General features: G+C 54.0%; 14 protein-coding genes, 1 tRNA gene and 1 pseudogene. 10 read left to right on the top strand and 6 right to left on the bottom strand.

Annotation, left to right across the window (positions count from 1 at the left end; genetic code table 11):
• The first annotated feature begins 58 nt into the window (after positions 1 to 58).
• The 3 genes from AB4O08_RS11695 to AB4O08_RS11685 all read left to right on the top strand — a co-directional run bounded on the left by AB4O08_RS11695 (position 59) and on the right by AB4O08_RS11685 (position 3,014).
• Entirely contained in the window at positions 59 to 1,699 is a 1,641-nt protein-coding gene (locus tag AB4O08_RS11695; protein WP_460114140.1) for a vWA domain-containing protein, read from the top strand.
• Positions 1,700 to 1,851: 152 nt separating this feature from the next.
• Positions 1,852 to 2,424 carry an RNA polymerase sigma factor gene (locus AB4O08_RS11690; RefSeq protein ID WP_010214223.1) on the top strand — a complete coding sequence of 191 codons (573 nt, stop codon included), beginning with the start codon at positions 1,852 to 1,854 and terminating at the stop codon, positions 2,422 to 2,424.
• Positions 2,421 to 3,014: a hypothetical protein gene (locus AB4O08_RS11685; protein ID WP_042571286.1), complete on the top strand. Its 594-nt coding sequence runs from the start codon at positions 2,421 to 2,423 to the stop codon at positions 3,012 to 3,014. The genes AB4O08_RS11690 and AB4O08_RS11685 overlap by 4 nt, the downstream gene beginning before the upstream one ends.
• A 204-nt stretch (positions 3,015 to 3,218) precedes the next feature.
• Here the strand turns inward: AB4O08_RS11685 and AB4O08_RS11680 are convergent, their stop codons facing one another.
• Entirely contained in the window at positions 3,219 to 3,353 is a 135-nt protein-coding gene (locus AB4O08_RS11680; protein WP_236447483.1) for a KTSC domain-containing protein, read from the bottom strand.
• A gap of 1,220 nt (positions 3,354 to 4,573) precedes the next feature.
• Between AB4O08_RS11680 and AB4O08_RS11675 the strand changes: the two genes are divergently transcribed.
• From AB4O08_RS11675 to AB4O08_RS11660, 4 genes are all read left to right on the top strand, one after another.
• Entirely contained in the window at positions 4,574 to 4,783 is a 210-nt protein-coding gene (locus AB4O08_RS11675) for a hypothetical protein (protein WP_289634958.1), read from the top strand.
• Positions 4,780 to 5,412: a Fic family protein gene (locus tag AB4O08_RS11670; RefSeq protein ID WP_460114139.1), complete on the top strand. Its 633-nt coding sequence runs from the start codon at positions 4,780 to 4,782 to the stop codon at positions 5,410 to 5,412. Before AB4O08_RS11675 ends, AB4O08_RS11670 begins: the two co-directional genes overlap by 4 nt.
• An 824-nt stretch (positions 5,413 to 6,236) precedes the next feature.
• The gene (locus tag AB4O08_RS11665; RefSeq protein WP_460114138.1) at positions 6,237 to 8,834 is read left to right on the top strand and encodes a hypothetical protein; all 2,598 of its coding nucleotides are present in this window, start codon (positions 6,237 to 6,239) and stop codon (positions 8,832 to 8,834) included.
• A gap of 11 nt (positions 8,835 to 8,845) precedes the next feature.
• The gene (locus tag AB4O08_RS11660) at positions 8,846 to 10,789 is read left to right on the top strand and encodes a hypothetical protein (RefSeq protein WP_460114137.1); all 1,944 of its coding nucleotides are present in this window, start codon (positions 8,846 to 8,848) and stop codon (positions 10,787 to 10,789) included.
• A gap of 260 nt (positions 10,790 to 11,049) precedes the next feature.
• Here AB4O08_RS11660 and AB4O08_RS11655 read toward each other — a convergent pair whose 3' ends face one another.
• The 4 genes and pseudogenes from AB4O08_RS11655 to AB4O08_RS11640 all read right to left on the bottom strand — a co-directional run bounded on the left by AB4O08_RS11655 (position 11,050) and on the right by AB4O08_RS11640 (position 13,689).
• Positions 11,050 to 11,265 (bottom strand): hypothetical protein, encoded by a 216-nt coding sequence (locus tag AB4O08_RS11655; RefSeq protein ID WP_460114136.1) that lies wholly within the window; start codon positions 11,263 to 11,265, stop codon positions 11,050 to 11,052.
• 92 nt (positions 11,266 to 11,357) lie between these two features.
• On the bottom strand, positions 11,358 to 12,200 hold the full coding sequence (locus AB4O08_RS11650; RefSeq protein WP_460114135.1) for a chromosome segregation protein SMC: 843 nt from the start codon (positions 12,198 to 12,200) through the stop codon (positions 11,358 to 11,360).
• Positions 12,201 to 12,298: 98 nt separating this feature from the next.
• Positions 12,299 to 13,351: pseudogene (locus AB4O08_RS11645) on the bottom strand (DUF927 domain-containing protein); the annotation flags it as partial.
• A gap of 261 nt (positions 13,352 to 13,612) precedes the next feature.
• A tRNA-Arg gene (locus AB4O08_RS11640) sits at positions 13,613 to 13,689 on the bottom strand.
• A 371-nt stretch (positions 13,690 to 14,060) separates the two neighbouring features.
• On the opposite strand from AB4O08_RS11640, the gene gabD reads away from it, so the two are divergent.
• The 3 genes from gabD (at position 14,061) to AB4O08_RS11625 (ending at position 18,309) form a co-directional block, all read left to right on the top strand.
• Positions 14,061 to 15,503, top strand: a complete 1,443-nt coding sequence (gene gabD / locus AB4O08_RS11635; RefSeq protein WP_010214182.1) for an NADP-dependent succinate-semialdehyde dehydrogenase — start codon at positions 14,061 to 14,063, stop codon at positions 15,501 to 15,503.
• A gap of 180 nt (positions 15,504 to 15,683) precedes the next feature.
• The gene (gene gabT, locus AB4O08_RS11630; protein ID WP_021491636.1) at positions 15,684 to 16,961 is read left to right on the top strand and encodes a 4-aminobutyrate--2-oxoglutarate transaminase; all 1,278 of its coding nucleotides are present in this window, start codon (positions 15,684 to 15,686) and stop codon (positions 16,959 to 16,961) included.
• Between the two features lie 139 nt (positions 16,962 to 17,100).
• On the top strand, positions 17,101 to 18,309 hold the full coding sequence (locus tag AB4O08_RS11625) for an HDOD domain-containing protein (protein ID WP_010214176.1): 1,209 nt from the start codon (positions 17,101 to 17,103) through the stop codon (positions 18,307 to 18,309).
• Between the two features lie 2 nt (positions 18,310 to 18,311).
• On the opposite strand, the gene AB4O08_RS11620 is transcribed toward AB4O08_RS11625, so the two are convergent.
• The gene (locus tag AB4O08_RS11620) at positions 18,312 to 19,313 is read right to left on the bottom strand and encodes a GGDEF domain-containing protein (RefSeq protein ID WP_010214174.1); all 1,002 of its coding nucleotides are present in this window, start codon (positions 19,311 to 19,313) and stop codon (positions 18,312 to 18,314) included.
• Between the last annotated feature and the right edge of the window lie 76 nt (positions 19,314 to 19,389).

Raw genomic sequence — 19,389 nt, 5'->3', positions numbered from 1 at the left:
CAGCCAGCCCCTCGCGTCTGACCTTGTGAACGGATCATTCATTCACGAGGTTCAGCCCATGTCCCGTCCTCTGCTCTTCCTGCGTCCTGCTGCCCAGGGCTTTGCCGTTACCTTGCTGGTGACGCTGGCCGGTTGTGGGCTGTCCTCTTCCCATGATGCAGCCGAGCCTGCCGAAGCTGCGCCGGTCTCCGAGCTGCAAAGTATCCCCGTACAAGGCGCATTGGTTAAACGCATGCCCATGCCTGCGCCCATGAGCGCACAAAGGATGATGCAGGAATCCATCGCGATGGAATACCGCAGCGAACCCCGCGAACAATACGAAAACCTGCCGGAAAACCCGGTGCATCGCGTGGCTGAAACGCCGGTTTCAACCTTCAGCGTGGACGTCGACACCGGCAGCTACGCCAACGTAAGACGTTTCCTCAACCAAGGCAGCCTGCCGCCCGAAGGCGCTGTGCGTCTGGAGGAAATGGTCAACTATTTCCCCTACAGCTACGCACTGCCCACCGACGGCTCGCCCTTCGGCGTGACCACCGAAGTGGCCGCCACACCATGGAACCCTCGCACCCAGTTGCTGCGCATCGGCATCAAGGCCTCCGACCGCGCCGTGGCAGAGTTGGCGCCGGCCAACCTAGTGTTCCTGGTGGACGTGTCCGGCTCCATGGACCGCCGCGAAGGCTTGCCGCTGGTCAAAAGCACGCTGAAATTGCTGGTGGACCAGTTGCGTGAACAGGACCGTGTTTCGTTGGTGGTGTATGCCGGTGAATCCCGGGTGGTGCTCAAGCCTACCTCGGGTCGTGACAAGCAGAAGATCCGCAACGCCATCGACCAACTCACTGCCGGCGGCTCCACGGCGGGCGCGTCCGGCATCGAACTCGCCTACCAGATGGCCCGCGAAGGCTTTATCGACAAGGGCATCAATCGCATCCTGCTGGCCACCGACGGTGACTTCAACGTGGGCATCAGCGACTTCGACAGCCTCAAGCAGATGGCCGCAGAGCAGCGTAAAAGTGGCGTGTCTCTCACCACCCTGGGCTTCGGTGTGGATAACTACAACGAACACCTGATGGAACAACTGGCCGACGCGGGCGACGGTAACTACGCCTACATCGACACCCTGCGTGAAGCGCGCAAAGTGTTGGTGGACCAACTCAGTTCGACCCTGGCGGTCGTGGCTCGGGATGTGAAACTGCAGGTGGAATTCAACCCCGCACGCGTCAGCGAATATCGCCTGCTCGGCTATGAAAACCGCGCCTTGAAGCGTGAGGATTTCAACAACGACAAGGTCGACGCGGGTGAGATCGGTGCAGGGCATACGGTAACGGCGTTGTACGAAATTGTGCCGAAGGGCGAGAAAGGGTGGTTGGAGCCTTTGCGTTACGCGGCCGTGCCGGCGCCTGAGGAAAAATCCGCTGAGCTCGCGATGCTGCGTGTGCGCTACAAGCCTGCTGCGGGAGGTGACAGCCAGTTGATCGAGCGGCCCATCAGCACTGTTTCGGGCAAGGCCAGTGAAGACCTGCGTTTCGCCGCCGCCGTCGCTGCCTTCGCCCAACAGCTCAAGGGCGATGGCCGCTACACTGGTAGCATGAGCCTGCAGGACACCGCTGCACTGGCCCGCTCGGCCCGAGGCAATGACCCGTTCGGCCTGCGCAATGAGTTCGTACAACTGGTGGAACTGGCCCAAAGCCTCAAACACTGATTGCCCATGCAACGACGATCCAATGTGGGAGCTGGCTTGCCTGCGATAGCATCATTGCGGTGTGACTGAAACACCGAAGCCTCTGCATCGCGGGCAAGCCCGGCTCCCACAGGTCATCTGCATTGATCCATCGAAAGGAGTTCGCCACCTACATGGCCGTACCCGATGATTCACCCAGCGACGAAGCGCTACTGGCCCGCTACCGAACCGGCGACAGTGCCGCGTTCGAAGCCCTGTACGCACGGCACCGCCAGGGCCTGTACCGATTCCTCGTATCCCTGAGCAACAAGGCCGAACTGGCCGAGGAAATCTACCAGGAAACCTGGCTCAGCCTGATCCGCAGCGCCACCCAGCCACAAGGCCGGGCGAGTTTTCGCACATGGCTGTTCCAGATCGCCCGCAACCGCCTGATCGACCATTGGCGCAAGCACGGCATCCACAACCCGCTGCACGACAGCTACGACGAGCAATTGCACGCCCAGGCCGACGACAGCGCCGGCCCCGAGCAGCAACTGAGCCTGAGCCGCGACCAGGCCCGCCTCGATGCAGCGCTGCAAGGCCTGCCCGAAGACCAGCGCGAAGTCTTCCTGCTGCGCCTGCACGGCGACCTCGAAGTGCCGCAAATCGCCGCCCTCACCGGCACCCCGCTGGAAACCGTCAAAAGCCGCCTGCGTTACGCCCAGCAGAAACTGCGCCGCCTGCTGGCCGAGGAGATACCCGCATGACCGACTCCCGACACACCCCGGACCCCGACGACGTGCTGCTCCAGCATTTCCGTCAACACAGCACCGGCGAACCGCCCGCGTCCCTCGACGCCTTCATCCTCAACGCCGCCCGCCGCGAAGCCCCTGCGCCGCAGCCGAACCTGTGGCAACGCTGGCTGCAAGCCTGCCAACGGCCACGCTGGCAAATGGCATTCGCCACCGTCGCAGGCGTGGCACTGATGATCGGCGTAGTGATGCGCTCGCCTGTGCCGCAACCCGAAATCTCCACCGCGACCTTCTCCGCACCTCAAGAGCAAGCCGCACGTCCAGCCCCGCCACCAATGTCCGCCCCTGCCCCCGTGGCCCGACTGGCCATCGCGCCCAAAGCCGAGAGTGCGCAAGTCATGGGCTCAATGGCGGACGAGTCGAGCACCCGACTCAGCAAGCGCGCGCCGGTGGCGCTACCTTCGTTGGAGGAGGGGTTGCAGGAGATTGTGAACCTGCGTGCGGCAGGGCAAAGCAAGGCAGCGGATGAGAAGCTGCTGGCGTTGCATCAGCGTTTTCCTGAGGAAGACTTGCCGGCGTTGTTGGAGGCGTTGCGAAAACATTGAATCGCTGCGCGTAAAAAAGCCCCAGGTGTTTTGAGCTGGGGCTTTCTTGTTATGTCTGGTGACCCGGCGTCGTTTGAACTGGGCGTAAGATGCCCGGTTTATACGGGTTCTTGTGGTGGTGTTTCGGTTAGGCATACACGAGGGCATACACGGCCCCCCGTGCTGGGTGTGCATCTGGCTTGAAATACGCCTGTATGCCCAAGTCTAGCACTGGTACCGATCCTTGATCATCCTATCGAAATAAGTACCTTTCGAGCCGGCCCCCATGAGGCCCTGATGAATGTTAGGTGGGACGCGGCAGTAGTCGTAAGTACGCCCTTGCTTGAACGTGATTTTCATCCTGCCTGTCGCGGGGTCATAGCCCACAGCTGTGATAGCCGTCGAGTTGACACGAACCATATCCATAGCGCTTTCCCTACCCCTGATTGATAACTTTCTCTGTTCTGATACTAGTCCGTGTTTCGTTCGGCGGTGCCATTGCGTCCTTGCAAAAGGAGGGCGGGGCTGAAAAGCTGCTGGGGACCCTGAGGTTTTTCTTCCAGCACGGGGCATGAAACCCGCGGGATCGAGTTAGTGGGAGGTGCCAGAAGTTACTGAAATTTCAATCGTTGAAATTGAAAGGATCTTGAAGAAAAAGGGCCATCGTTACAGCTTCGGTAAAGGTGGCTGTATCTGTTGCTGATAGTGAACACCTGCATGGCGTCAACCATGGTGATGGGTGTCAACCACGTCAACCTGTCAACTAACTTAAAAAATCCAGCCGCTAACACGAACGCGCGGGTTCTATGCCCCGTGTCTATCCGAAATGCCCAGGGTCCCCAGCGGCTTTTTGATTCATAGGGCAAATGTACTGGTGAACAGTAGTTCACCCGGTTCACCTGTTCACTAAGCTGGGCACTTTTCCGCTGACATGATCACGCGGGTTTCCTACCCCGTATCGGTCTCAATATGTCAGGGGACTCCGGTTCTGCCGGAATCTCCTCGCTGGTGGAGCTTATTGCTAACGGGGAGCGGGGACAGATACCTATCAAATACCCTGTTACTCGAGTTACGCGTGTTACATTTTTAATTAACTCGTTGAATTTAAATAATAAAAATAAAGTAACACTTGCTTGGATCCTCATTCGTCTTTGATGTAACACTGCTGGAAGGTGTTACGCTTTTAGTCAATCGCCAAGGATCAAGGAAACCAAGCACATAAGGTCAGCTGTCGGCCGAATAGTGGGCAGTCGATAAGCGAATAGGTAGCGTCCCCCCGGCTAGAGCCTACCCCTTAATGCTGCAACGGGCTGTGCGTGGCGCTTAGTCAAGGTTGCGTGCGGCTCTAGCCGTTTCGTATCGGGATGATAGATTCAACGGCAGGCACTGAGCGCACAGATAGAAAGCGTGAGAACAGGCTACAATCAGGGACGCTGACTATTAATCCACCTGCGTCGGTGTCTGGAGCCGGGAACGTAAATTTTCTTGCGATCTTCGTCAACGGGGCCGATAAATAAGTAATGACACATGGCGTGCGCGGGTGTCGAATTTATATGCCAACCAGTGCAAAGGAGGTAAACATGGCTAAGAATTTCTTGGATTTGAAGACCGATCCGGGTCTGTTGTGTGCGCTCCAAGGCGCCTCGCAACACAAGCAGACTGCCGCCGAGATGCTGGAACAGCGAGTCTCGTTCGTCTACGGGTCCGTAAGCTCGAAGAACGGCGTTACACGCGAACAGGTTCGAAAGCTGATCCTTGAGCAGGAAGGAGTCGAAGGAGCGAAACGTTGATCCTCTTTGAGCTGTGCGGCAATACCGAGCAAAATCCAGTCTACCAAGAACTGGAAATTTCCAATGGCAATCGGCAGTACGACTTCTTAAGGTCCATAGTAGGCGCTGCATTGGCTGTGGAACGCGCGTTTCTTTCGAATCACATCATCAAGGCATTGAATTTTCATGCCATCACTTGCCTGCATACGAACGCAGGCGAGTACCGTCCATGCCAAGTGGTCGTAGGCAATCATGTGCCCCCCGAGCACTACCGGGTTGAGGCGCTCATGGACGATTTTGTGAATATAGTGAATAGGAGCTGGGAGCAATCCGACCCAGTGACCCTCACGGCATACGTGCTCTGGCGGCTAAATCATATTCACCCGTTCATCAATGGCAACGGTCGAACGGCTAGAGCTGCCTGCTATTTCGTATTATGTGTAAAGTCCGGTGGCTGGCTACCAGGAACTACGATTCTTCCTGAGCTGATTTGTCGAGACAGGGATGAGTACGTCGTTGCACTCCAGCGTGTAGACGAGTCTTTGACCCGAGGTCCGTTCGACTTAAGCCCACTGCATGAGCTGTTGTCGAGGCTCGTCACCGAGCAACTCAGTACGCAACAGCCTCCCGCTGAGAACCCTCAGGTTTAATCTCTGTAACGCCTTTGTCGCTTTGGGCCAGATTCACCCTGGGGGTATTTCCATTTTAGGCTCTGGGGGATTTTCAACGTGCAGTGGCAGGCTCTTTGCGTTGGTAAGCAGGGACGCGCGCACAAGATGGTGACAGTTATTGAGTGGGCACGAGCAGCTGTGTTACTCGTTCAATCTTGAATATCAATTTCAGTCACTTAGCCTCTACGAAGCATTGAACTGTGTCTCGATCTGAGCGACATGCTCCATTATCTCCCCGATTTCTATAGCCCGGTTGGGCGTACGTCGATTGATCCCGAACCGATGATTTGTGTGAGCACCTACGCCGTGGGTGAATACTTTGAGAGGTTCTGGCCGAAATGCTACCGAAGCGCCTACCGCTGGCTGAGACTCAAGCCCGCTGTGCTTATGCTCCAAGAGGATCATCGTTCTTCGTATGTTCACGGAATATCAGATTGATACCGCACAAGGCGTGATTCTGGATGTGGTACTCACGCAGCTAAAAAGGCGCAAAGGCCAACAACGGTCCGGAAAAAGTTCAATGTGGTGAATAGGTTCTGCGATGGTAGTCTTCCTAGAGTTCAGGTGCTCTGGAAATCTGCCTTTATTCTACAGTAGTGGTCAATAGAGACCATTTGCTGGCGACGATCCTAGGCCGTTCATAGACCTTGCAGATTGTCGCCAATCCAGATTCCCCTTTGGGCACAAGGAAAGTAAGATGAGGGAATCGCATGATGGCTTTTTGTTATCGCTGCGCCAGCGAGCAGGGCCGTCATGAGATGTAAATATCTAGAAGTAAAAATAAACTAATGAACAGGATGTCTATGTCTAGGTTAATTGCGGTGAAATCTCACTCCCATTTTCAAGGGAACACTGGAGTAGTGATACCTCTGATAATTGAAGAGGATGGGAGGGCTCCTAGAGAGGTATATCCAGAGGAATTCGAACATGGGAATAAAATTTTCATTGCAGATGAATACCAGGCAAAAATTGACGATAGCTACAGAGAGGATGAGTTATTTGTAATAACTGCATGGAGTGAAACAGATAAGGATGACTGGAAGACTAATACTAGCAAACAAAGATACATATCATTCAGCAACTTGATTAGGCCGCTTGAAAAAAGTGCATATCTACCGATTGTTGATATGGAAATGCCTGACATAAGCACGGGGTCAGTGGAGTCAATTCCAAACTCGGGGCTTAGCAATACCCACTTTATGATTCGAAATGGAGGCTTCATAAGTGGTCCGTTTACCGCGCAACACAATGGTTCAGCATGGAGCGTATCACCAGTCCTTGTTAATACACCGCTTTCATTGCAAACACATAATATTGCGCAATTTACAGAAGAGGATTTATCTTCAAGTGGGTTGCTAATAACAACAAAGCTAAATGGTATTACACACTGCTACCTATCCTCCCTAGAGCGCGCGAAGCATGTTGAGCACGATGTGCAAGACTACATTTCAGACTCGGGACTTATTACTTACTACACAAAGAACGGTTTTGGGAAAAACGATAAAAATAGTTTATCTAGAACAGAGGCAGGTAAGCTCAAGGCTGCGGTAGAAGCTTACAAAAAGACTAATAAGGCAGTAGAGAATAACGATAGGCTTAATCGCCTTAAAGAAATTTTAGATAGCTACTTAAACTCTGAGGGAGTCGGCCTCGAAATTATTGATGGCTATTTAAATAATACACAGAATGGGCGAGACTTCTTAGAGAATTTTGTCAGGCAAAATAGAGATATTCTATTAAAGGATAAAGCTGAAGAGCTAAGGAAGAGGTTGGAGGAACAAAAGGAAAGGAACGATCTTGAGCTCTCAAAGCTTTCTTCTGAAATTGAGCAAAGAAAGCAAGAATTAAAGCAAGAAGAAAACAAAGTTTTAAATCAACGAAAGATCTCGGAGCAAGAAATTGAAGAGATCAAGAAAAAAACAGCTGCTCAGATCAAAGAGGATTCACTTAAGGGGCAAGAGGATCTAAAGGAAGAAATTAGGCATTTAGAAAAATTAAAAGAAGATTTGCAGGGGGAAGTGGAAGCAATTAATCTGGATTTTTCACAGCTCACTGAAAAGTTGAAGTTGCCAAAAGAAATACAACATATTCAGTTCACACTGGAGGATAGAAAAAGGCAAATATCTGAACTTGAACGTACGAATTACGATCTCGAAAAGCTAGTCGAAAGGCAGATGGCGAAGCTTTCATCTCCTGACTTAAGCATAGTTATGCTAGAGCACAAAACCATCAGCCAAATTCTAAGTGGGCAAAAAACCACTTACAATCCAAAAATAAAACCATATTTTCCTAAAAGGTCTGCTAAAGAGTTAGAGGATAATACTCGAGGAGATTATATTGAAGGTCTGAAAAAGCAACTTGAAGGTGAGGATGGTCGGCAGTTTAATTATGATGAGGTTGGCAATCTAGTAGTCACGATGATGCAGTCTTTTTTAACTGTTCTGGCTGGCCCTCCCGGTACTGGTAAGACATCTACAGTTACTAGATTGGCAAAGCATATGGGACTTATAAATACCGATAGTTCTGATTCTGATCAAATAAATAGATTTCTCAATATCCCTGTTGGGAAGGGTTGGGTATCTAACCGAGATTTGATTGGATTCTGGAACGGTTTAAAAAATATATATCAGCCTTCTCGCTCTGGATTGTATGAGTTCATGCGTGCAGCGGAAATTGAGAACAGTGAATTTTCTAATGATTTACTCAATTTGGTACTGCTTGATGAAGCCAATCTTTCGAGTATCGAGCATTATTGGAGCGACTTCCTAACATTGAGTGATACATTTAACAATGACGGTAATAAAATAAATCTCGGAATTCAAGGTTCAGAACATCAATACTTAACAATACCTAAAAGCTTACGTTTCATCGCTACAATTAATAGCGATGAAACTACTGAGCGTCTATCTCCGAGATTGCTTGATAGAGCCCCGGTTATATCTTTAACTCACTGTCAGTTTTCTCTGCCTACTGTTAACGACTTCGAGTCGTTGTTTAGTGGGGCAGTACCGTATAGCTCTCTTCACAAAGCTTTCAACCCAAATGATATTACATTTGCATTGAGTGATGCAGAAGACAATAACTTAAAGTCTATAATCACAACACTTTCGTCTGGGCATAATCGAACAGCGCCAATACATATAAGTCCTCGAAAAATTCAGTCGATTCATAAATATTGTAAAACTGCGAACGAGCTATTATTTCAAAGATATCAGACAATGGATTTTGCTATTGCGCAGCATATACTCCCAGTGATAAATGGCTATGGTAAGGGGTATAGAGATAAATTGGTGCAGCTTCATCAGAAGCTAGGGGATTATAATTATGAAATTTCGCGTAATCTTCTCGGCAATATTATCGAGCAAGGTGATGAGCTGACAGAATCATACTCGTTCTTTTGAGGACTTTGATCATGCTTAAACTCGAATTCCTGTCTGGTGCCCGAAAGGGTGAACAAGCTATATTGAACATAGCCTCAGACGAGGCCACTTCACGTCCGCAAATACGCGAAGATGACGTTATAAAATTCACAGCGACTCTTGATCGAGAGGCTAGGGTTAAGCTTGTTCTGCATGAAATACAAATGTACGCTACAAACCGAAAGCAAGATGGTGATAGTTGGATATATGAGTGGTCGCCAGGTCTAGGGGAGTATAGGCATCATTGCTTTTTTCAAAACTACTATGGTCTTGCGTCATTAGATCTTCTTATTGAGGAATTTGAACCCTCTGATTTGACTCTTGAATATGCACCCGTCTCACCTTCAAGTAGTAAAATACTCATTGAGTATCAGGAGATCGAAGTTCTGGCGAAGAGTGAGAATGCATCTCGAGTGGATGCCATGATCAACTTTCTAAGTTCCCAGGATTCCAATCTCATTGCAAGCGTCTTCCGTGTAACTCGACTTAGAGCCGGATTTATCGGTGATGAAGGTCGTTCAGATAGTCAGTATTTAGACAGAATTGAGAAGAATACTAGAGAGCTTGAGAGAGTTACCAGAGCGCTCTTCAGGAACCCGATCCTAAAATCTAGAGCGCAAACTCGCCTGGTCGTTCCAAACGAACACTCTGTCCCTGATGATTCAACAATTTCTTGGATTAACGATAATACCAGTGAGATTTATCAAACAGATGATCAGTTCTCTTCTTTCTTTGAGGTTGATGACGTTCACTTTAATGCAAATAAAATTTTAGAAACGTATGTGACTACAAGTAGTGACTGCTACGAGAATAGAGTTATTCACGGGTATGTGGTTTTATTAAAGCGAGCAGTGAAATCAATTCTTGATTCAATGAAGTCACGAAAGTTTGTTCAAGAAAAAGAGCCGCCGAAAGGTTATGCTTCCTTTTTTACCCAAATCAATAAATATTCTACAATAATTAACAAGAACAAAATTCAACGTTGTTCAGATCTTGATCTTCGCTTAGGCGCTATATTGGCAAAGCTGAAAAAGCTGATACCTGTCAGTAATCTCCACCTTGGGGTTCCGCAACTAACACCAAAGGCGAAGTCTAATCCAATTTATAGGGAGATATTTGTGCGCATGATTGAATTCATGCGCTTTGGGAAGCCAAGCTGGGATGTAAATGATGAACTGTTGTCAATCACCTCAGTGCCTAAGCTGTTTGAGTACTATTGTCTGTTTATAGTTAGGGAGAAAATAGAAAGTTTTATTGTAAAGGAAACCCCTGCTCATCGTGCGGAGAATGAGGCTACGGAGAATATTTCGAAATTTAGCTATGCGTTCCGGGAGCTAACCATAAATTTGCTCTACGAACCGTCTTATTGGACTCACGGTCATCACAATGCAAAAAGTGCACAGCTGATAAACAGCGAAGGGTGGACTCGCTCCAAGCTCGAAAAATTTAAATATAGCTCTGATCCACTTATTGATTTCAGTGTTGGTAAACGAGGTACTACTGGCCCACATGCTCGCCGTAGTCCGGACTTGGTGGTTCAAGTAGAAGCACCTGGTCGTCAAACTTTATCAATAATTATTGATGCCAAATATACAGGGAATGAAAAGGCATTTTTAGATTACCTTCCCGATTTGACAATGAAATATATTCATGGCATTCATGACAAGGCTACGGGCCATCAGCAAACTGTAGCATTAATCATCATTAATCCAACTAGCGATCTTGAAGAGCGAACTCGACACTTTCACTCGGAAAGCTATTCAATTCACGGTAGCTCACCAGTGATTCCTGCGCTGCTTGTCAGCTCTTTGGACTTTACAACGGCTGAGCTACAGGTATCAGATTTTCACAGTAATATCATCAAATTGCTTGAGTTGGTTACAAATATGCAAAGCATTAACGATAAGGAGAAAGTAAAACTGTCCATCGTGGCGTGATTGCTATGAATTAAAAAACACGTCTAAAATTCTCGTTCTTTTAGTAGGTGCCAATATGAATATGATGTTTGCAAATTTTTCGCCATAGATATCCCCATAGGTTTCTGGTGTGATTTATTGCTTGCGATTATTTATATTGTGTAAAGTCATCATGAGGTGACCTATTACCACTGAAGTGTCTATAAGCCAAAGGCTTCGAAATACTGTCTATCAGGATTCTATCCAAAAAAGCGGAAGCGGCTGAGGCTTCCGCTACCTCATCAGCCGCCCTTTCTTTTGAGTTGAAGGACAATAAAATCAAGCTCTGCCTTGATTGCTTCGACCGTCAATGTCTCGACTTTACTGACTTTACTGACTTTACTGACTTTACTGACTTTACTGACTTTGTTGTCTTTATTGTTGGGCTTCTTTTTCGCGGCCGATGCGATAATTATCCCATCCAAATGGAGCTTTCGGGCCTTTAGGTAATCAGGCATCTGAGCATTGTTCTGTGGTGGTTATTCATGGTTAGAGCGATGGTTGGCCCGAAGCAGCCGATCCTCGCCGGTTGCTTCGGGGAGGGTTTAGGTTAGGCCGCCAATAGGTCAACTAGGCTGTGTTGATGTGAGCGAGTCGCGAGTTCTCGCCAGGTCCAGCTTCCGAAGTGCCCGCCTTGCTCAGGGATATCAAGCTTCATCAACGCAACCGGCTCTCGGTTAATCAGATTGCGTGCTGCCCACAACTTACCGCCGGTTTCCAGCAGCGCTTTCGCAGCCTCGTTCCACTTTTCTTCTAACACTGCGTTCGCCAGATGAGCCGCTTTGTTCTCGATCTTGGCGCGTTCTTTTTGTGCCTCCGTGATGTGCAGATCAATCGTCACCAACTCTTGTTCCAGGGCGTTGATGAGCAGTTGTTGACGGCGATGGTGCTCAACCGCAGCTGTGAGGTTTTTTGCTGCCTTTTGAGCTTCTGCATTAGCGGCTTTCTCGCCCTCCACATCGCCCCAGGCGACAGCCTGCGCATAGGCGGTGGCGGCATTCGTTTCAGCTTGTCGAGCTTTTGCCATGTCTTCCAGATCGCTCTGGCGGACCTGCTGCAACCGGGTCTCGATGCTGCTGCGCTTTTCGTTGAGTTCCATCTCGTCGGCTTTCCAGTTCGCCATATCGCTGAGATATCCCGCAGCCAAGCTCTCACGGTTTGCCAATCTCTCAAGGCGATGAATCTTTTGATTCAGGCTGCTGATCTCCAGATTTCGCGAGTCGATGCGTCTTTTGTGATCGTTGATTTCATCCTGCACGGCTCGTTGACGGCCCTGCTGGATAACCTCCGGGCTTTCCAGCGCCTCTTCGAAGGGAGCCAGGTCACCCTGAATGCTATCCACTTCGAGGGTCAGTTGGTCGCGGCGGTCTTTCAATTTTTGGATAGTGTTCATCTGGATTGTCTCTGGGTACTGCGGTTAATAGGGATGGTCGTCGAATGGCTGGCAAGGCCGGTAATGAGCCGGCGCTACCTCGATCAGCAGGCTCGCCGTCAGGCGGCCTTGGCCTCGCCTTCGTCCGTTCCTGGAACGGTCTTCACCACGTAGCAGCGCTGGGGCCCTAACCCGGGCAGACGGATCAAGCTGTAGGCCTTGCCGTCACTACCCGGCTCAAGCACGCCGCGTTGCAGCAACTCCTTGTTCACCGCACTGATGTTCATGCCCTTGAATATTTCGGCTCTCCAGGCTTCAGGTAGCACGTAGTAGGTGTTGGTGGTGTGCAGGGCATCGCCCACGCCGTGTTCCATCGTCTTGCGAAATCCCAATCGATCAATCGTGCGTGGGCCGTGTTCATCGATTTTGGCGGCGGCAGATTCCCAGCGGGTAAAGCGACTTTCTCCAAAGCGCTCGATGACTTGTCTCAATCGCGCCAAAATCGCATCGCCCTCGAAGTTTCCGGCGTCGCCACGCTCGGCTAGCCACGCATGCAGACACACACGTGCAGCGGTCGTGGCTGTGCCGTCCGGCCAGCCGGTGACTCCGAAGGCGGTGGCTAATTCTCCGGCCGCTGCGGCGAGGCCGAAGCGAAGGGCAGCACGCTGGGCTTGACCACTGGCCGACGCGGGCAGGTTTTGGGTGATGAACTGCTCCACCGTGCGGCGAATGATCACCGTCCATCTGAGCATTTCTCCTGGCGCGCATAGTGCGTGCAGGAAGGCGGTGAGGGGTGTGCCGTAATACTTCGCTACACGGGCCTTGAGCGCATCAGAGAGGGCAGCAGCATCCTCAAAACCATTCAGCACATCGAACATGTCGAGGCCTTTGCTGGCATCCGCCATGTGCTTCGCCAACGTCTTCTCGCTGGTCGAGAGAAAGAGCAAGCGCCACTCCTGCACCTGCCGGCCCGCTTGTCCTCGATCATTCGCCCGTGCCTTACCGATGCCGTTGCCGAGCATCTACACCGTCTCGCCAATAATGCACGGGTCACACATGCTGATTTCATCCAGCACCAGGAGCCCGTCTGAGTGTGCAGCGGCGATGGACTCCAAGGCGTTATCTGTCGAGCGCCATAAACGCACCAGGCGCGGCCCGCCATAAGCTGCTGCCCCTGCTCCAGAGAGCCTCCCTTGATGATCATGGCAACTTGTACAGGCTTCAAAAAATGCACGTGGCCGTCGCGTGCGCTGATCTGTTGTCCAAGCAATTACAACGCATTGAATTGCCAGCCTAAACGCCTCGCCATATGTGTACACGGAAGGAGTTTAGAGGGGGAGACGGGACGAATAGCCAGAAACAAGAAAGCCCGCACAGGGCGGGCTTCTTGGGGTGTTTCGTAGACTGTCTGAGACAGCCAGAAACTAAATATATGGTGCACCCGGCGGGATTCGAACCCACGACCCCTGCCTTCGGAGGGCAGTACTCTATCCAGCTGAGCTACGGATGCTTGTGCGGGCGACATCATACCCATGTCGACCTTGGGCGTCCATGCTGGTCTTTGGGCGTTCATGTGTAGGCATTTGCCGTACAGAGGCCCTAAGCCGGGCGCTACCGATCAGGGCGGGGGAACCCGGCTCGGCGACGCTGATCAGATAAATCTGCTAAATGCGCCGTTTTCGTTCTTTTTTTCGAACAGACTATTGCCCTGTACCCCCATTGATCCTAGGATTCGTTTGAGATTTCAAACGCTCTGTCTCCCGTGCGCTCCTTCACTTTTCTTGCGCGCTGGGGCTGATTTCCCTGACGGCAGCCCACAAGGCGCCTTTCAACAACTCTAATTCGCTCCGCGTGCGCGCGGTGCTGTTAAGGAAAGCCGACATGCAGCTTAAAGATGCCCAGTTGTTCCGCCAGCAAGCCTTTATCGATGGCGCTTGGGTCGATGCGGACAACGGTCAGACCCTCAAGGTCAATAACCCTGCCACGGGCGAGATTCTCGGTACTGTGCCAAAGATGGGCGCCGCTGAAACCCGCCGCGCTATCGAAGCCGCTGACAAGGCGCTACCGGCCTGGCGTGCACTGACCGCCAAGGAGCGCGCGAACAAGCTGCGCCGCTGGTTCGAACTGCTGATCGAGAACCAGGACGACCTCGGCCGCCTGATGACCCTGGAACAAGGCAAGCCGCTGGCCGAAGCCAAGGGCGAGATCGTTTACGCCGCTTCCTTTATCGAATGGTTCGCCGAGGAAGCCAAGCGCATCTATGGCGACGTGATTCCCGGCCACCAGCCTGACAAGCGCCTGATCGTGATCAAGCAGCCGATCGGCGTGACCGCCGCCATCACCCCGTGGAACTTCCCGGCGGCGATGATCACCCGTAAAGCCGGCCCGGCCCTGGCCGCCGGTTGCACCATGGTGATCAAGCCTGCTTCGCAAACGCCGTTCTCGGCACTGGCCCTGGTTGAATTGGCGCACCGTGCCGGTATCCCGAAAGGCGTGCTGAGTGTGGTCACTGGCAGTGCCGGCGACATCGGCGGCGAGCTGACCAGCAACCCGATCGTGCGCAAATTGTCCTTCACCGGCTCGACCGAAATCGGTCGCCAGCTGATGGCCGAATGCGCCAAGGACATCAAGAAAGTCTCCCTGGAACTGGGCGGCAACGCGCCGTTCATCGTGTTCGACGACGCGGACCTGGATAAGGCCGTCGAAGGCGCGATCATCTCCAAGTACCGCAACAACGGCCAGACGTGCGTCTGTGCCAACCGCCTGTACATCCAGGATTCGGTGTACGACGCCTTTGCCGAAAAACTCAAAGTGGCCGTGGCCAAGTTGAAGATCGGCAACGGTCTGGAAGAAGGCACCACCACCGGCCCGCTGATCGACGAAAAAGCCGTGGCCAAGGTGCAGGAACACATCGCCGACGCCCTGAAAAAAGGCGCCACGTTGCTGGCCGGTGGCAAGGTGATGGAAGGCAATTTCTTCGAGCCGACCATCCTCACCAACGTGCCGAAAGACGCTGCCGTCGCCAAGGAAGAAACCTTTGGTCCGCTGGCACCGCTGTTCCGCTTCAAGGACGAAGCCGAAGTGATCGCGATGTCCAACGACACCGAGTTCGGCCTGGCCTCTTATTTCTATGCCCGCGACCTGGGCCGTGTGTTCCGTGTGGCTGAAGCCCTGGAATACGGCATGGTCGGCGTCAACACCGGGTTGATCTCCAACGAAGTGGCGCCGTTCGGCGGTATCAAGGCTTCGGGCCTGGGCCGTGAAGGTTCCAAATACGGGATCGAGGATTACCTGGAAATCAAATACCTCTGCCTGGGCATCTGACCAGCACGAGTTTGCCGCAAACGCAGAGGGCACGAGAGCGCTGTCCCTTTGCGTGTTTCACCGCGTAATTCGTAGTGGCCGGGAAAGCTGTGGCAGTCGATCATCGCATGCTGCCGTAGTTGCCTCCCCGCCACGTATTCCTTGGACCACGCCACCCGATGAGTGGCGAATGAGGACTTTATGAGCAAGACCAACGCATCCCTGATGAAGCGCCGCGAAGCCGCTGTACCACGCGGTGTTGGCCAGATTCACCCGATCTTCGCCGAATCCGCGAAGAACGCCACCGTGACCGACGTTGAAGGTCGCGAGTTCATCGACTTCGCCGGCGGTATCGCCGTGCTGAACACCGGCCACGTGCACCCGAAAATCATCGCGGCCGTGACCGAGCAACTGAACAAGCTGACTCACACCTGCTTCCAGGTCCTGGCCTACGAGCCTTACGTGGAGCTGTGCGAGAAAATCAACGCCAAGGTCCCAGGTGATTTCGCCAAGAAAACCCTGCTGGTCACCACCGGTTCCGAAGCTGTCGAAAACGCCGTGAAAATCGCCCGTGCTGCCACCGGCCGTGCTGGCGTGATCGCCTTCACCGGGGCCTACCACGGCCGCACCATGATGACCCTGGGCCTCACCGGTAAAGTTGTGCCTTACTCGGCAGGCATGGGCCTGATGCCAGGTGGCGTGTTCCGCGCGCTGTTCCCGAACGAACTGCACGGTGTGAGCGACGACGACGCCATCGCCAGCATCGAACGCATCTTCAAGAACGATGCCGAGCCGCGTGACATCGCCGCCATCATCATCGAACCGGTGCAGGGTGAAGGCGGTTTCTACGTCGCGCCCAAATCCTTCATGAAGCGCCTGCGCGAACTGTGCGACAAGCACGGCATCCTGCTGATCGCCGACGAAGTGCAAACCGGTGCCGGCCGTACCGGCACCTTTTTCGCCATGGAGCAAATGGGCGTTGCTGCCGACCTGACCACCTTCGCCAAATCCATCGCTGGCGGTTTCCCGCTGGCCGGTGTGTGCGGCAAGGCCGAATACATGGACGCCATCGCGCCAGGCGGCCTGGGCGGCACCTACGCGGGTAGCCCGATCGCCTGCGCTGCGGCCCTGGCCGTGATGGAAGTGTTCGAAGAAGAGCACCTGCTGGACCGCTGCAAGGCTGTCGGCGAGCGTCTGGTGACCGGTCTGAAAGCGATCCAGGCCAAGTACCCGGTGATCGGCGAAGTGCGCGCTCTGGGCGCAATGATCGCGGTTGAGCTGTTTGACGACGGCGACACCCATAAGCCAAACGCCGCTGCCGTTGCCTCCGTGGTGGCCAAGGCGCGTGAAAAGGGCCTGATCCTGTTGAGCTGCGGCACCTACGGCAACGTGTTGCGCGTACTGGTCCCGCTGACCTCGCCGGACGAGCAGTTGGACAAAGGCTTGGCGATCATCGAAGAGTGCTTCTCCGAGCTGTAAGCGGAAATTGACCTGATCGACAGAAAAAACCCGCTTCGGCGGGTTTTTTTATGCCCATTGCCGCACATTCAGGCCGTGTTCATTGTACCTGGGCGTCTGCATTGTCTAAGGTTGCAGCATTGCCGATGGAGCGTGCTGGATGACTGCTGTTGATTTACCCGCTGTACCCCGCGTGTTGATTGCCGAGGCGGACCCCTGGTCGCGGGACCTGCTCAAGCAGGTGTTGTTGAATGTGCGCTGCGACGCGCGGCTCGATGTGTGTGCCGATGGGCAGCACGCGGTGACGTTGCTGCGAGAAAAAAACTACGATCTGATCCTGGCCGATTGGGAGCTTCCGGGCGTCGATGGTCTGAGCCTGCTGCGCAACGTGCGCCAGCAGCGCCGCTCGCCGGCGTTGCCGTTCATTCTGCTGAGCAGCCGCAATGACAGCGCCAGCGTGCGCGAAGCCTTGCCCCTGGCGCCTACGGCGTACCTGACCAAACCGCTGAACATGGAAGGCCTGACCCAGCGCCTGCAAGACCTGCTGCTCAACGAAGGCGAAACGGTGTACTGCGAGGTTCCGCCGCTGGCGCCCGGCATGACCTTGCCCGTGTTCCTGGAGCGCCGCCGCGAAGCGTCCGATGGCGCACCCTTGCGAGTCGATGTGAAAGCCGCCGTGCAACACAGCCTCGGCCCCGATGGCCTGGATCTCAAGCGCCTGGAGGACCAGGTGCGCATGGACCCGCAAATCACCGCCGTGCTGATCGCCGCCGCCAACAGCGCCGGCCATCACGGCACACCCGTGCAAACCTTGCCCGCTGCCCTGCATAAGCTGGTGCCGGGGCAAAGCATGAACCTGATCCTCGGCCTGGCGCTCAAACACAACGTGGTGCTGGGGGACCCGGCTTTGGTGGCCTATGCCGAGCGCCACTGGCAATTGTCCCTGGACACCGCCGACTACGCTCGGCGGCTGGCGCGCATGCTGGAGCTGGACCACGAACGCTGTTACAGCGCCGGCATCCTCCATCGGCTCGGCGACCTGGCGCTATTGCGCTGCCTGGAAAACTGGCGCCAGGGCGGTGGTGCGCTGGATGACGAAGCGATTGGTGAGTCTCTCTACACCTTTGGCGCGGCCTATGGTTCAGCGCTGCGCACACGTTGGCGTTTGCCACTGGAACTGCGCCAGTTGATCGCGGCGATTTATGCGTTGGAGGGCGGCGTGTATGCCCGGGAAGCGCTGGTAGTGAACCTGGCGGCGCAGATGGCGCGTTTGACTGAGCATGAAGGCTTGGAGGAGCTGGCCAGAAGCAAGACTGCGCGATTGCTCAGGGTCGGGTTGGCGGAATTGACGCGGATCCGCAAGGCTTAGCGTCAGCCGGCCACCACGCGGTTCTTGCCCAAGCGTTTGGCCTCGTACATGGCGGCATCGGCTCGGGCGAACAGGCTGTCCAGGGTCGAATCTGCCTCGGTGAGGCTGGCCAGGCCCTGACTGATGGTCACGCTGAACGCCTGGCCCTCATAGCTGAAGCTCAGTTCCTGAATCTCCCGGCCCAACCGCTCAGCCACTTGCAAGGCCATCTCCGGCGCACAGCCGGGCAGGACGGCGGCGAACTCTTCGCCGCCAATGCGTCCGAACAGATCACCACGGCGCAATACCCCGCGACCGCTCTCGGCGATACGCCGCAACACTTGATCACCCTCCAGGTGGCCGTAGCTGTCGTTGACGTCCTTGAAGTCATCGATGTCCAGCAGCAGGAAGGCCAGCGGTTCTCCTTTGGCACAGGCCGTGTCGAAGGCCAGGTTGGCGCACTCGAAGAAGTGCCGGCGGTTACTGCTCTGGGTCAGCACATCGGTGGTGGCCAGGCGATGCAGCTCCAGCTCCATCTGTTTCTTTTCGGTGATGTCTTCGGCCATGCCCACCACGATCAACGGTTCTCCGGGCTCGACCCGCTGGTTGATGTAGCATTTGTCGCTCAACCAGCGGATCTGCCCGTCAGCGGTGATGATGCGGTACTCACGGTCCTCCACGGCGCCCCGTTCCAGCACGCGGGCCAGGCTGTGTTCGGCATAGTCGAGGTCTTCGGGGTGAATGCTGTTGCGCCATTCCCGATGATCGGCCAGCAGCAGGCCGGCAGAGCGTCCGAACACGCGCTCGTAGGCCGGGCTTACGTAGAGCACCCGGCGCGTTTCCCAATCCATGGCCCAGAGCACGGCGTTGACACTCACCAACATCGAACTCAGCAGTTGTTCCCGCTCGCTCAACCGCTCGACTTCACCCTGGGCATGCACCAACGCCAACAGGGTCGCAGCCGCAGCCGGACGCGGATGTTCAGCGGTGGGAGGATCGGGCAAATAAGGATTTTCGTGAACCATCGGCACAACTCTCTCTGGGCGCGCCGCAGGCTGGAGCAGCGGTCGCTACAAGGGGCCACCATGATGGCGAAGTGTT

It is taken from the genome of Pseudomonas sp. H3_E07, assembly GCF_054668895.1.
This window is presented reverse-complemented; position numbering and strand designations above follow the sequence as displayed.

Coding starts and splice junctions, on each gene's coding strand:
- AB4O08_RS11660 (WP_460114137.1), top strand. CDS start 8,846: ATGCTTAAACTCGAATTCCTGTCTGGTGCCCGAAAGGGTGAACAAGCT.
- AB4O08_RS11680 (WP_236447483.1), bottom strand. CDS start 3,353: ATGAAAATCACGTTCAAGCAAGGGCGTACTTACGACTACTGCCGCGTC.
- AB4O08_RS11655 (WP_460114136.1), bottom strand. CDS start 11,265: ATGCCTGATTACCTAAAGGCCCGAAAGCTCCATTTGGATGGGATAATT.
- AB4O08_RS11620 (WP_010214174.1), bottom strand. CDS start 19,313: ATGGTTCACGAAAATCCTTATTTGCCCGATCCTCCCACCGCTGAACAT.
- gabD (WP_010214182.1), top strand. CDS start 14,061: ATGCAGCTTAAAGATGCCCAGTTGTTCCGCCAGCAAGCCTTTATCGAT.
- AB4O08_RS11665 (WP_460114138.1), top strand. CDS start 6,237: ATGTCTAGGTTAATTGCGGTGAAATCTCACTCCCATTTTCAAGGGAAC.
- AB4O08_RS11685 (WP_042571286.1), top strand. CDS start 2,421: ATGACCGACTCCCGACACACCCCGGACCCCGACGACGTGCTGCTCCAG.
- AB4O08_RS11695 (WP_460114140.1), top strand. CDS start 59: ATGTCCCGTCCTCTGCTCTTCCTGCGTCCTGCTGCCCAGGGCTTTGCC.
- AB4O08_RS11690 (WP_010214223.1), top strand. CDS start 1,852: ATGGCCGTACCCGATGATTCACCCAGCGACGAAGCGCTACTGGCCCGC.
- AB4O08_RS11625 (WP_010214176.1), top strand. CDS start 17,101: ATGACTGCTGTTGATTTACCCGCTGTACCCCGCGTGTTGATTGCCGAG.
- AB4O08_RS11675 (WP_289634958.1), top strand. CDS start 4,574: ATGGCTAAGAATTTCTTGGATTTGAAGACCGATCCGGGTCTGTTGTGT.
- gabT (WP_021491636.1), top strand. CDS start 15,684: ATGAGCAAGACCAACGCATCCCTGATGAAGCGCCGCGAAGCCGCTGTA.
- AB4O08_RS11650 (WP_460114135.1), bottom strand. CDS start 12,200: ATGAACACTATCCAAAAATTGAAAGACCGCCGCGACCAACTGACCCTC.